Here is a 13,189-nt window from a genome sequence, read left to right on the forward strand (position 1 = left end):
CGTTTGCCGACCAGCCACCGGCTTACCCGCCCGGCGCACCGGTCACACGCACAAGTGCAGGTTGCCTAAACGCCCGAACCTCCCAACGACACTCGTTCGGTCGGGTAACTTGCACCCGTCACTACATGCTGTCTTCAGGAGTAACTCGTGAGCACCACATCGGCAGCAAAATCCGACGTCGTGGACGGAGTACCGCGCAGCCGGATCGTCGTCGCCTCGATGGTCGGCACGTCCATCGAATTCTTCGACTTCTACATCTACGCAACCGCGGCAGTGCTGGTATTCCCTCGACTCTTCTTCCCGTCGGGCAACGACACCACCGCACTGCTCGCGTCGTTCGCCACGTTCGGACTCGCGTTCGTCGCCCGCCCGCTCGGGTCGGTGCTCTTCGGGCACTTCGGTGACCGCGTCGGACGAAAGGCCACCCTGGTGGGGTCGCTGCTCACGATGGGTATCGCGACGTTCCTGATCGGACTGCTCCCGACGTACGGCAACGTGGGCATCGTCGCGCCGATGCTGTTGGCGCTCATGCGCTTCGTGCAGGGACTCGGCCTCGGCGGTGAATGGAGCGGAGCCGCGCTGCTGGCGACGGAGACCGCCAAGGAAGGCAAGCGCGCCTGGGCTGCCATGTGGCCTCAGCTCGGCGCACCCATCGGCTTCTTCATGGCCAACGGCCTGTTCCTCATCCTGACGCTCGCCATGGGGTACGACTCGGCGACGTCCGGTGCGGAGCACGCGTTCCTCACCTGGGGCTGGCGAATTCCGTTCCTGCTCAGCGCGGTCATGGTGATCATCGGCCTCTACGTGCGACTGAAGCTGGAAGAGACGCCGGTGTTCAAGCGCGCGCTCGAGCGCGGTCAGAAGGTGAAGACCCCGGTCGCCGAGGTGTTCCGAACCAGCTGGCGCCCACTGATTCTCGGCACGTTCGTGATGCTGGCGACGTACACCCTCTTCTACATCATGACCACCTGGGTGGTCAGCTACGGCACCGGCAAGGTCGTCGACCACAGCGGAGTCAAGGTCGCCATCAAGTACACCGACTTCCTCGGGCTGCAGATCATCGCCGTGCTCTTCTTCGCGGCGTTCGTTCCCGTGGCCGGGTGGCTGGCCGACAAGTACGGACGACGCATCACTTTGATCGTGATCACGTCGGCCATCATCGTCTTCGGGCTGAGCTTCCACTGGTTCGCCGCTCCCGAGAGCGCCACCGCCGGTCGCATGCTGCTGTTCATGTGCGTCGGTCTCGCGCTGATGGGTCTGACCTTCGGACCTATGAGTGCCGTTCTGCCGGAACTGTTCCCGACCAACGTCCGCTACACCGGATCCGGCATCTCCTACAACACGGCGAGCATCCTGGGCGCCGCGGTGGCACCGTTCATCGCGACGTACTTGGTCAATTCGTACGGTGTGGGCTGGGTCGGTGTGTACCTGGCGATTGCCGCCGCGCTGACGCTGACCGCGTTGGTCATCATGCGCGAGACCCGGAACGAGTCACTGGACACGCCCGTATAAGGCATGCCTAAGCTGGGTCCGTGGACTCCAGCGCTGTACTTCGTCGAACCGTCGCCCGCAACGGCCGACGCCTCACGATCGGCACGGCGCTCATCAGCGTCCACCAGGTGTGTGAGGCGTCGGTTCTGGTATTGATCGGGATCATCGTCGACCGCGCGGTGGGTACGGGAAGCGTCACGTCCATCGTCCTGTGGATCGGCGCGCTCGCTGCGCTCTTCGTCGTTCTCACCACGGCGTACCGCTTCGGCGCACGCCAGCTCATGATCGCCATCGCATCGGAGGGCCATCGACTCCGAGTCGAGGTGGCGGCAAAGATCCTCGACCGCCGCGGAATTCGGACCGACCTCCGGTGGGGCGAAATGTTGTCGATCTCCACCACCGACGCCGACAACACCTCGTACCTGCTCGACTACGTGCCGCGGGTGGTCGGCGCACTGGTGGCGACTGCGGTGGCCGCGATCGTCCTGCTGACCATCGACGTCCCGCTCGGGTCCATCGTCGTCATCGGCACCCCGGTGGTCCTGGGTCTGTTGGCGATGAGCTCGCGGCTGATCACCGAACGTGTTGCACGACAGCAGAAGCTGGCGGGTGCGTCGTCGTCGACGGCGACGGATCTGATCACTGGCCTTCGACCGCTGCGCGGGATCGGCGCCGAGGACGCTGCCGCGGCCCGCTACCGCGAGGTCAGTCGCGAATCGCTGCGCGCCACACTGGCTGCCGCGCGGACCCGGGGCGCCTACGCGGGCGTCGCGGGAGCGGTCGGGGCGCTGCTCGCAGTCGGAATCGCCCTGACGGCAGGGTGGTTCGCGCTGGACGGCCGCATCAGCGTGGGTGAGCTCATCACGGTGATCGGGTTGGCGCAGTTCCTCATCGAGCCCCTGGGCATGCTCGCCCTCGCACCGGGGTGGGTCGCCGAGGCGCGCGCGTCCGCGAATCGCATTGCGATGGTCATGAATGCGGACGTCGTGCACGACGGCGGGACGACGCCCGTGACCGGTTCGGGGCTGGCGCTTCACGACGTGAGCGCCGGCACCTTGGATCGACTGTCCCTGACGGTCGAGCCGGGGGAGTTCGTCGGCGTCGTCGCTCTCCGCACGAGTGACAGCGACGCCCTCGTGCAGTTGCTCGCGGGCCGGCTCGGTCGCGACCAGTACACCGGGACCGTGGTGGTGGGCGGCGCCGAGGTCGAGTCGGCCGACCTGGCGGACCTCCGATCGGCGCTGCTGGTCGAACCGCACGCCACCGACTTGTTCTCCGGGACAGTGCGTTCGAACATCGGGGCAGGTTCCCACGACGATGTGGAGCAGATACTGGCGGCCTCCGCTGCTGCCGATGTGGTCGACGAGCACGGTATGGATCTCGCGGTGGCCGAACGTGGGGCCAGCCTGTCGGGTGGTCAGCGACAACGGGTCGCGCTCGCACGTGCGCTTCTGGCGCGTCCGAAGACGCTCGTTCTGCACGAACCCACCACCGCGGTCGACTCGGTGACAGAACACGCGATCGGCCGCGGTATCGCCGAGATTCGGCATAGCATCGAGTCGCGTTGCAGCACAATGATTGTGACCAGCAGTCCAGTCCTACTGGGCGCCACCGGGCGGGTCGTGGTGATCGACAACGGGCGCGTGGTGGCCGACGGAACGCACAGCGACCTCGGCCACGACCCCACCTACCGCGCCGCGGTGTTGCGATGACGACCGAGGAGATCCTGCCCGTCGCCTCCGGCCGCGAGACGTGGCGATGGCTCCGCTCGGAGCTGAAACCTCGGAGGCGACAGGCGATGACGACTGCCGTGGTCGGAATGATCGGAGCCGCGGCGTCGATCGTCCCGTTCTACACGATGTCCATCCTGATCGACGAGGCGACGGCCGGTTCCCCGGCGAGCGCAATCGTGCCCATCGGCATCGCGATCACGCTGGCCGCCGTGATCGGCGGTGCCGCCACCGGGTGGACGTCGTACCTCGTCAGCCGTCTCGGCGAGACGATTCTGGCCGACCTCCGCGAAGGCGTCGTCGCCACCGCCCTGCACATACCCACGCAGAAGCTGGAACGAATAGGCAAGGGCGACGTGCTCTCTCGCGTCGGCACCGACGTCGCGACCGTGGCGAAGGCGGTGTCGTCGGTATTGCCCGTCGTGATTTCCGGCGTCCTGCTCGGCGTTCTCAGCGTGGTGGCGATGGCGGGCCTCGACTGGCGACTCGGTCTCGCGGGGCTCGTGGCAGTACCGGCGTATGTCCTGGCGGGCCGGTGGTACCTACCGCGGTCGGCACCGCGATATGCGCAGGAGCGCAGGGCGATCGGACGACGATCGAGTGTGCTGATGGAAAGCATGCAGGGTGTGCACACCGTTCATGCCTACCGGTGGGAGGAGGCGCACCAACGGCAGGTCGATACGACGTCCGCCGCGGTGCGGGACATCTCGATCGGCGTGTTCGCGTTGTTCACCCGGTTCGTCGGCCGAGTCAATCGAGCGGAGTTCATCGGCCTGTCGGTCATCCTGGTGACCGGGTTCCTCCTCGTTCGTTCCGGTGAGGTGAGCGTCGGTCAGACCGCCGCCGCCGCACTGTTGTTCGCGCGATTGTTCAACCCGGTGGGCATGGTGCTGTTCATGTTCGATCAGGTGCAGTCGGCCAATGCCAGCCTCGCCAGACTCGTGGGAGTGGTGTCCGAAGAGTCGTCCGTCGCAGGTCGCTCCTCGGTGCCGGCGGGCACGGTCCTGGATCTCCACGGGATCGAATTCGCCTACGAGCCCGGCGTTCCCGTCGTGCGCGGTGTCGACATTCGCGTCGACGCAGGGCAGCGGGTGGCGTTGGTCGGCTCCACCGGCGCCGGAAAGTCGACCATCGCGGCGATCGCTGCCGGTGTACTGGAGCCGGACGCAGGACGAGCGACGATCGGTGGGGTGCCTGTTGCGGACGTCGGCCACGGCTGCGTCGCCATCGTGAGCCAGGAGGTCCACGTCTTCGCCGGACCACTCGTCGAGGATCTGCGGCTGGCGCGGCCGGCGGCCACGACCGACGAGGTCCTCGCGGCCCTGGACGTCGTCGGCGCGCGTGACTGGGTGGACGCGTTGCCCGACGGCGTCGAGACCATCGTGGGCGAAGGCGGTCACCAGGTCGGCGCGGCGCACGCACAGCAGTTGGCGTTGGCTCGAATCGTGTTGCTGGATCCCGCCGTTGTCGTTCTCGACGAGGCGACCGCCGAAGCCGGCAGCCTCGGAGCGCGCGATCTCGAGCAGTCGGCCGCCGCAGCGACGCGGGGACGCACGACGCTGGTGGTCGCGCACCGGCTCACCCAGGCTGCGACGGCGGATCGAGTCGTGGTGCTCGAGCGTGGCGCCGTCGTGGAAGAAGGAACGCACGACGATCTCGTCGCGGCGGGTGGTCGGTATGCCGAGCTGTGGGAGGCGTGGGAGGGCCGCTGAAAACCGCTGTGCCCCTGAAAACCGCTGTGCCCCTGAAAACCGCTGTGCGCGATTTCCGGCCCCCGGGGGGCGGAAATCGCGCACAGCAGCACAGCGAGTGAAAGCTACGAACCGCCCTTGATCGCCTCGAACACCGCCGGGTCGACCAGGGTCGAGGTGTCACCCAGGTCGCGGCCTTCGGCCACGTCACGGAGCAGTCGGCGCATGATCTTCCCGGACCGGGTCTTCGGGAGCTCCGGCACGACGGTGATCTGCCGCGGCTTCGCGATCGGTGAGATCTCCCGCGACACTTCGGCTTTGAGCTCGGCGATCAATTCGTCGCCGGTGTTCTCGACGCCGCCGCGCAGGATCACGAACGCCACGATGCCCTGACCGGTGGTCTCGTCGGTGGCGCCCACCACGGCGGCCTCGGCGACGGCGTGGTGACCGACCAGCGCGGATTCGACCTCCGAGGTCGAAATGCGGTGGCCCGAGACGTTCATGACGTCGTCGACGCGTCCGAGGACCCAGAGGTCACCGTCGTCGTCGAACTTGGCGCCGTCGCCGGCGAAGTACCAGCCCTCTTCGGCGTAGCGCGACCAGTAGGTGTCCTTGTAGCGCTCCATGTCGCCCCAGATGCCGCGGAGCATGGACGGCCACGGCTCGTCGAGCACCAGGAACCCGTTTCCGCCGGGGCCCAACGGCTTTGCCTCGTCGTCGACGATCTTGGCGGAAATGCCGGGGAGCGGAGTCATCGCCGATCCGGGCTTGGTGGCGGTGACGCCGGGGAGCGGCGTGACCATGATGGCGCCGGTCTCGGTCTGCCACCACGTGTCGACGATGGGTGCCGAACCGGATCCGATGACCTCGCGGAACCAGCGCCACGCCTCGGGGTTGATCGGTTCGCCCACGCTGCCGAGCAGACGGATCGACGACAGGTCGTGCGCGTCGGGGATCTCGCGTCCCCACTTCATGAACGTGCGCACCAGCGTGGGTGCGGTGTAGTAGATCGAGACCTTGTACTTCTCGATGATGTTCCAATGCCGGTGCTCGTCAGGGGAATTGGGCGTTCCTTCGTACACGACCTGAGTCGCGCCGTTGGAGAGCGGTCCGTAGACGATGTAGCTGTGTCCGGTGACCCAGCCGATGTCGGCAGTGCACCAGTAGACGTCCTGGCCGGCCTTGTGGTCGAAGACGTAGTGGTGGGTGTACGACGTCTGCGTCAGGTAGCCGCCCGAGGTGTGGATGATGCCCTTGGGCTTTCCGGTGGTGCCGGAGGTGTAGAGGATGAACAGCGGGTGCTCGGAGTCGAAGGGCTGCGCCTCGTGCTCCGGGGATGCGGAGCCGACGGTCTCGTGCCACCACAGATCGCGGCCTTCGGTCCAGTCCACGTCGATGTCGGTGCGCTTGACCACGAGGACGTGCTCGATCGACGCGGCTCCGTCGACGGCGGTGTCGACGGACTCCTTGAGGGAGGCCGCCTTGCCGCGGCGCCACTGGCCGTCCGTCGTGACGACGAGTTTTGCTTCGGCGTCGTCGATCCGGGAGCGCAGAGCGGTCGAAGAGAATCCGGCGAACACGACGCTGTGCGTCAGACCGAGGCGCGCGCAGGCGAGCATGGAGACGATGGCCTCGGGGACCATCGGCATGTAGATGGCGACGCGGTCGCCGGCCACGAGGCCCAGTTCGGTGAACGCGTTCGCGGCGCGCGAAACCTCGGCGAGGAGGTCGGAGTAGGTGATGTCGCGGCTGTCGCCGGGCTCGCCTTCCCAGTGGATTGCGACGCGGTCACCGTTGCCGGCGAGGACATGCCGGTCGACGCAGTTGTAGGCGACGTTGAGTGTGCCGCCGACGAACCACTTGGCGACGGGTGCGTCCGACCAGTCGAGGACGTCGGTGAACTTCTCGACCCAGCCGAGGCGCTCGGCTTGCTCGGACCAGAACGCGAGTCGGTCCTTCTCGGCCGCGGCGTAGAGCTCGGCGCCTGCATTGGCCTGCTCGGCGAACTCGGCACTGGGTGGGTAGGACACTTCGTGCTCGTTCACTGCTGACTCCGTCATCCGAACGCGACCTCTTTCGCTCTGCTGCTGGCTTCCTGCGAATGTGAGCGTAGTCACGTATCACGTCGGGGTCACCGTTGCATCGGTGTGCAACCCCGCTTCCTGCGGTGTGTGGTCGAGTACCCGCGATGGGCGGTTACCTCGCACGATGACGGGTTTTGCCGGGTTCGCGAGCGTGGGTTTCAGGCTGTCGGACCGGTGATGTCCAGTCCTGTCAGGTTACGGCGGCGTTTCGGGCCGCATCGTCGAACTACTCGATTTGGGGGGACTCGACGACAAACCCAAAAGGTGTGTCTACAGTCAAGCGAATATTGATCGTTGCACCTGCGAACCACGCGTTCGGTTGTGTGCGATCACCCCTATGTTTCGCGGCGTCGGACCGGTCATCCCCGAGCCGACTCGCGGCGAAACCAGGGCGCGGTGGGTGCCGCGCCCGAGCACCGATGGAGGAACAACTTGCGCGCAAGACGCATATTGACGGCCGCAGCAGCGGTTGTCGTTGCCGGAGCGATGATCACCGCGTGCGGTGGCAGCGGAGGCAGCGACGGTGGTAGCGGAGGCAGCGGCGGCGGGATCGTCACCGCCAACGGCTCCGAGCCCCAGAACCCGCTCGTACCGACCAACACCAACGAGAACGGCGGCGGCCGTATCGTCGACCGGCTGTTCGCCGGCTTGACGTCGTACGACGCCAAGGGTGTTCCGTCCAACGAGGTGGCCGACTCGATCGACACCACCGACAACATCAACTACGACATCAAGATCAAGCCCGACTGGAAGTTCACCGACGGCACGGCCGTCACCGCGAAGTCGTTCGTCGACGCGTGGAACTACGGCGCCCTCGGGACCAACGCGCAGCTGCAGCAGTCGTTCTTCGAGCCCATCCTCGGCTACGACGAGGTCTCGGCCGAGACCCCGACCGCGCAGACCATGTCCGGCCTGAAGGTCGTCAGCGACACCGAATTCACGGTTCAGCTCAAGCAGCCGACCATCGACTTCGAACTGCGTCTCGCCTTCACGCCCTTCTACCCGCTGCCCGAGGCCGCGTTCAAGGACATGAAGGCGTTCGGCGAGAACCCGATCGGCAACGGCCCGTACAAGCTGGCCGGCCCGGGCGCATGGCAGCACAACGTGCGCATCGACCTGGTGCCGAACGAGGACTACAAGGGCAACCGCGTCCCGAAGAACTCGGGCCTGGGCATCGTGTTCTACAGCTCGCTGGACACCGCCTACGCCGATCTGCAGTCGGACAACCTCGACGTGCTCGACACGATCCCGCCGAGCGCCCTGCCGACCTTCGAGTCCGATCTGGGCGATCGCGCACTGAAGACCCCGACCGCGCAGAACCAGACGATCACCATTCCGGCTCGCCTTCAGCACTTCTCGGGCGAAGAGGGCAATCTGCGTCGTCAGGCGCTGTCGATGGCCATCAACCGCGACCAGATCACCCAGCAGATCTTCCAGGGAACCCGTAAGCCGCTCGACGACTTCACCGCGTCGACCCTGCCCGGACACAGTGACTCGATCCCGGGCAACGACGTCCTGAAGTACAACCCGGACCAGGCCAAGGCATTGTGGGCGCAGGCCGACGCCATCTCGCCGTGGTCCGGTCAGTTCGCCGTGGCCTACAACGCCGACGGTGGGCACCAGGAGTGGATCGACGCGATGACCAACAGCATTCGCAACACCCTGGGCATCGAGGCAGTCGGCGCACCGCAGCCGACGTTCGCTCAGGTCCGCACGCAGATCACCGATCGCACCATTCAGACCGCGTTCCGCACCGGCTGGCAGGGCGACTACCCGTCGCTGCTCGAGTTCCTCGAGCCGATCTTCGTGACGGGTGCCGGTTCCAACGACGGTGACTACTCGAACCCGGCCTTCGACGCCGCACTCCGCGACGCCGAGGCTGCCCCCGATGCACAGGCTTCCTACGACCTGACCAACAAGGCGCAGGAAATCCTGATGAAGGACCTCCCGGCGATTCCGCTGTGGGACTACATCAACGCAGCGGGTTACTCCACCACCGCAGGTGACGTCCAGATCGCATGGAACGGCCTGCCGGACTACGAGAACATCACCAAGAGCTGACCCGAACATGACACGCGGGGCGACCGAGAGGTCGCCCCGCGTGTTCTCTTCACACGGAAAGTGACCTGATGACCTGGTACATCGGGCGACGCGTCCTGCAGATGATCCCGGTGTTCATCGGCGCGACCCTCCTCATCTACGCAATGCTCTTCCTCCTTCCCGGAGACCCCATCGCGGCTCTGGGTGGTGACAAGCCCCTGACGCCGGCCGTACAGGCCGCGCTTCGAGCGCGCTATCACCTCGACGACCCCTTCTATCTGCAGTATCTGCAGTACATCAAGGGCATCTTCACCCTCGACTTCGGAACGTCGTTCTCCGGACGGCCGGTGTCCGAGGTCATGGCCCAAGCCTTCCCCGTCACCATCAAGCTCGCCGTGATGGCACTGATCATCGAAGCCGTCTTCGGCATCGGGTTCGGTGTTCTGACCGGCATCCGCAAGGGCGGAATCTTCGACGGCACGGTGCTGGTCGTCAGCCTCGTCGTCATCGCTGTCCCGATCTTCGTGCTCGGCTTCCTCGGCCAGTTCTTCCTGGGCATCAAGTGGGGAATCGCTCCGGTCACCGTGGGCGGCGACGCCACGGTCGGCAAGCTTCTGCTCCCCGCGTTCGTCCTGGGCCTGGTGTCGTTCGCCTACGTTCTGCGCCTGACCCGGTCCTCGATCATCGAGAACCTGAACGCCGACCACGTCCGGACCGCGACCGCAAAAGGGTTGGGACGCAAGCGCGTCGTCACCGTGCACATTCTTCGAAACTCGCTGATCCCGGTGGTCACGTTCCTCGGCGCGGACCTCGGTTCGCTGATGGCCGGTGCCATCGTGACCGAGGGAATCTTCAACATCCCCGGTGTCGGCGGAACTCTGTATCAAGCCATCGTGCGGCAGGAAGCTCCCACCGTCGTCTCGTTCGTGACGGTGCTGATCGTCATCTACATCGTGGCGAACCTGGTCGTGGACCTGCTCTACGCCGTACTCGATCCGAGGATCCGTTATGTCTGACCCGAAAGAGCGTGCCGCACAGCCGTATTTCGTCGCCGGCCCGTCCGAGGTCGAGGTGGCTGCCATCGACAGAGTGGACGAATCGGGGTCACCGGCCGGCTTCTGGAAGGACGCGTGGCTCGGCCTGCGCAAGAGCCCGCTGTTCATCATCTCGGGTCTGCTGATCGTGTTCGTCATCGTCGTCGCTCTGTTCCCGGGCTGGTTCACCAGCCAGGATCCGCGCTACTGCAACGGCGACTTCTCGATGGCGTCACGCATGCCTGGCCATCCGTTCGGGTTCGACCTGCAGGGCTGTGATGTGTACGCGCGCACCGTCTACGGCGCCCGCGCATCCGTGACCGTCGGTGTGCTGTCGACACTCGCCGTCCTGCTTTTCGGCGGCATCCTCGGCGCGCTGGCCGGCTTCTACGGTGGCTGGCTGGACTCGCTGCTCTCCCGCGTGACCGACATCTTCTTCGGCATCCCGCTCATCCTCGGTGCCATCGTGCTGCTGCAGGTGCTGCGTGATCGCAACACCTGGGTGGTGGTCGGCATCATCGCAATCTTCGGCTGGCCACAGATCGCCCGCATCGCGCGCGGCGCAGTGCTGTCGGTCAAGAACGCCGACTTCATCACCGCCGCAACGTCGTTGGGCGTCAGCAGGTTCCGCATCCTGCTTCGACACGTGATTCCCAACGCGCTCGGACCGGTCATCGTCACCACCACGATTACCCTCGGCGTCTTCGTCACCCTCGAGGCGACACTGTCGTACCTCGGTGTCGGACTCCCGCCGTCCATCGTGTCCTGGGGCGGCGACATCAGCACCGGCCAGTCGCGACTGCGGTCGGGCTCACCTATTCTGTTCTATCCCGCTACGGCACTGGCGATCACGGTGCTCGCGTTCATGATGATGGGCGACGCGTTGAGCGCCGCCCTGGATCCGAAGTCGAGGAAGCGATGAACTCGCCAGCTGACAAGCCACTACTCGAAATCAAGGACCTCCAGGTCTCGTTCGGGTCCACACCCGCCGTGCGCGGGGTCTCCCTGACGGTCTACCCGGGCCAGACCGTCGCGATCGTAGGCGAGTCGGGGTCGGGCAAGTCCACGACCGCGCACGCGATCATCGACCTGCTTCCCGGCTCCGGAAAAGTCACCGGTGGTGAAATCCTCTTCGACGGAACCGATGTCACCAAGGCGTCGAAGAAGGAGATCATCGCACTGCGCGGCGAGCAGATCGGTTTGATCCCACAGGATCCGATGTCCAACCTGAATCCGTTGTGGAAGATCGGTTTCCAGATCGAGGAGACCTTGGCGGCCAACAACGTCGCGAAGGGAAAGGCCGCCAAGAAGCGCGCCATCGAGCTGCTGACCGAATCGGGGATGTCGGACGCCGACAAGCGGGTAAATCAGTATCCGCACGAGTTCTCCGGCGGTATGCGCCAGCGTGCGCTCATCGCGATCGGACTCTCGTGCCGGCCGAAGTTGCTGATCGCGGACGAGCCGACGTCGGCTCTCGACGTGACGGTGCAGCGCCAGATCCTCGACCATCTCGAAGGTCTCACCACCGAATTGGGCACCGCCGTTCTGTTGATCACGCACGACCTCGGTCTCGCTGCCGAGCGCGCCGAGCACCTGGTCGTGATGTACCGGGGGCGCGTCGTGGAATCCGGTCCGGCACGGCAGATTCTGCAGAATCCGCAGCACGAGTACACCAAACGGCTCGTCTCGTCCGCGCCGTCGCTGTCCTCGCGCCGACTCGAATCGGCCAACAAGCGTGTCGAAATTCGCGAGCAGGCCGTGGAGCATGCTGCCGAGCTGGTCAAGGACGTCGACGACGTCGGCACGGTCACCGACGACGTGCTGGCGGTCGAGGGTCTGACCAAGTCGTTCAAGATTCGCGGCGGCGCCCCCTGGAAGTCGACGGACTTCCTCGCCGTCGACGACGTCTCGTTCACGGTGCCGCGAGGGACCACCACGGCCATCGTGGGAGAGTCCGGGTCCGGTAAATCGACTGTGGCGCAGATGGTTCTGGGGCTTCTTCCGCCGACGTCGGGAACGGTCGAATTCGACGGGCAGGACGTGTGGAAGCTCGGTCGCAAGGAGCTGTTCGCGTTCCGTCGTCGGGTGCAGCCGATCTTCCAGAATCCCTACGGCTCACTGGATCCGATGTATTCGATCTTCCGCACCATCGAGGAGCCGCTGCGGACCCACGGCATCGGCAGCAAGAAGGAGCGCGAGGCGCGGGTCCGCGATCTGCTGGACAAGGTGTCGTTGCCGTCGTCGGTCATGCGGCGATTCCCGAACGAGCTGTCCGGCGGCCAGCGTCAGCGCATCGCCATTGCGCGGGCACTGGCGCTGCAGCCCGAGGTGGTCGTGTGCGACGAGGCCGTCTCGGCTCTCGACGTGCTGGTCCAGGCTCAGATCCTGACCCTGCTCAACGATCTGCAGGCCGAGTTGGGGTTGTCGTACGTGTTCATCACGCACGACCTCGCCGTGGTGCGGCAGATCGCCGACCGAGTGCTGGTGATGCGGTCCGGCAAGGTTGTCGAGGCGTCGTCGACCGACGAGGTGTTCGCGAACCCGAAGGACGAGTACACGCAGAATCTGCTCAATGCGATTCCGGGAGCGTCTATTCCGTTGGGGGCGTGACGCTCAGGTAGTCGGCGTTGCCACGAATCGCGGCCTGGTACCGCTGAATCTCGGGGCCGCCGATGTCGGCGATCAGCAGCAGGGTCTCCGCGAGCGCCTCGCTCGCCCGTCCCGCGGCGTGCAGCGACAGCGCGTGGAAGACCCTGAGCGAATCCGAGTGCGGGAACTCGGCTTTCGCGTCGTCGAGGACGGTCAGCGAGTCGTCGATCCGGCCGAGGTTGCGTAGCGTGCTCGCGTACTGGAGCAGTGCTCGACGCCGCCGATCGCCGGAAAGTCCCGCCTCGAACGCCTCGCGGTAGTACCGCTCGGCGGTGGCTTCCTCGCCCGCTGTGTCGTAGCTGCCGGCGAGTTCGAGCAGGACGGCTGCGCTGCCGGGATGAGCGCCGAGAAGCTCGGTGAAGTACGCGATGGTCGGGGCCATGTTGTCGCGATCGCGGACTCGGAGTCCGTCTTCGATCGCCGCCTCGAGTTCCGGTGACGGGTCCATCGCCCCATCATTCCAGCCCTGT

9 protein-coding genes are annotated in these 13,189 nt (G+C 65.9%); 7 read left to right on the forward strand and 2 right to left on the reverse strand.

Going from position 1 to position 13,189, the window contains the following annotated elements; genetic code table 11:
• Positions 1–147: 147 nt before the first annotated feature.
• From AC59JP_RS12505 to AC59JP_RS12515, 3 genes are read left to right on the forward strand one after another with little or no spacing between them, the layout of a single operon-like run.
• Positions 148–1,512: an MFS transporter gene (locus AC59JP_RS12505; protein WP_497326089.1), complete on the forward strand. Its 1,365-nt coding sequence runs from the start codon at positions 148–150 to the stop codon at positions 1,510–1,512.
• A gap of 20 nt (positions 1,513–1,532) precedes the next feature.
• Entirely contained in the window at positions 1,533–3,203 is a 1,671-nt protein-coding gene (locus AC59JP_RS12510; protein ID WP_497326090.1) for an ABC transporter ATP-binding protein, read from the forward strand.
• A complete protein-coding gene (locus AC59JP_RS12515) occupies positions 3,200–4,933 on the forward strand; it encodes an ABC transporter ATP-binding protein (protein ID WP_497326091.1) in 1,734 nt (577 codons plus the stop codon). The genes AC59JP_RS12510 and AC59JP_RS12515 overlap by 4 nt, the downstream gene beginning before the upstream one ends.
• 104 nt (positions 4,934–5,037) lie before the next feature.
• Here AC59JP_RS12515 and acs read toward each other — a convergent pair whose 3' ends face one another.
• Positions 5,038–6,957 carry an acetate--CoA ligase gene (gene acs, locus AC59JP_RS12520; RefSeq protein WP_497326092.1) on the reverse strand — a complete coding sequence of 640 codons (1,920 nt, stop codon included), beginning with the start codon at positions 6,955–6,957 and terminating at the stop codon, positions 5,038–5,040.
• Positions 6,958–7,482: 525 nt separating this feature from the next.
• Between acs and AC59JP_RS12525 the strand changes: the two genes are divergently transcribed.
• The 4 genes from AC59JP_RS12525 to AC59JP_RS12540 all read left to right on the forward strand — a co-directional run bounded on the left by AC59JP_RS12525 (position 7,483) and on the right by AC59JP_RS12540 (position 12,680).
• Complete coding sequence (locus AC59JP_RS12525) at positions 7,483–9,057, forward strand: peptide ABC transporter substrate-binding protein (RefSeq protein ID WP_497326492.1); 1,575 nt, start codon at positions 7,483–7,485, stop codon at positions 9,055–9,057.
• Positions 9,058–9,125: 68 nt separating this feature from the next.
• The gene (locus AC59JP_RS12530; protein WP_497326093.1) at positions 9,126–10,052 is read left to right on the forward strand and encodes an ABC transporter permease; all 927 of its coding nucleotides are present in this window, start codon (positions 9,126–9,128) and stop codon (positions 10,050–10,052) included.
• Positions 10,045–10,992 (forward strand): ABC transporter permease, encoded by a 948-nt coding sequence (locus AC59JP_RS12535; protein ID WP_497326094.1) that lies wholly within the window; start codon positions 10,045–10,047, stop codon positions 10,990–10,992. Before AC59JP_RS12530 ends, AC59JP_RS12535 begins: the two co-directional genes overlap by 8 nt.
• Positions 10,989–12,680, forward strand: a complete 1,692-nt coding sequence (locus AC59JP_RS12540) for a dipeptide ABC transporter ATP-binding protein (protein WP_497326095.1) — start codon at positions 10,989–10,991, stop codon at positions 12,678–12,680. Before AC59JP_RS12535 ends, AC59JP_RS12540 begins: the two co-directional genes overlap by 4 nt.
• Here AC59JP_RS12540 and AC59JP_RS12545 read toward each other — a convergent pair.
• Positions 12,661–13,167 (reverse strand): tetratricopeptide repeat protein, encoded by a 507-nt coding sequence (locus AC59JP_RS12545; RefSeq protein ID WP_497326096.1) that lies wholly within the window; start codon positions 13,165–13,167, stop codon positions 12,661–12,663. The genes AC59JP_RS12540 and AC59JP_RS12545 overlap by 20 nt on opposite strands.
• Positions 13,168–13,189 lie beyond the last annotated feature (22 nt).

It is taken from the genome of Rhodococcus sp. 320_ES, assembly GCF_059691855.1.

Excerpts from the sequence above, each read along its gene's own strand:
- AC59JP_RS12535 (WP_497326094.1), top strand. The coding sequence starts at position 10,045 with ATGTCTGACCCGAAAGAGCGTGCCGCACAGCCGTATTTCGTCGCCGGC.
- AC59JP_RS12525 (WP_497326492.1), top strand. The coding sequence starts at position 7,483 with ATGATCACCGCGTGCGGTGGCAGCGGAGGCAGCGACGGTGGTAGCGGA.
- AC59JP_RS12545 (WP_497326096.1), bottom strand. The coding sequence starts at position 13,167 with ATGGACCCGTCACCGGAACTCGAGGCGGCGATCGAAGACGGACTCCGA.
- AC59JP_RS12540 (WP_497326095.1), top strand. The coding sequence starts at position 10,989 with ATGAACTCGCCAGCTGACAAGCCACTACTCGAAATCAAGGACCTCCAG.
- AC59JP_RS12515 (WP_497326091.1), top strand. The coding sequence starts at position 3,200 with ATGACGACCGAGGAGATCCTGCCCGTCGCCTCCGGCCGCGAGACGTGG.
- AC59JP_RS12530 (WP_497326093.1), top strand. The coding sequence starts at position 9,126 with ATGACCTGGTACATCGGGCGACGCGTCCTGCAGATGATCCCGGTGTTC.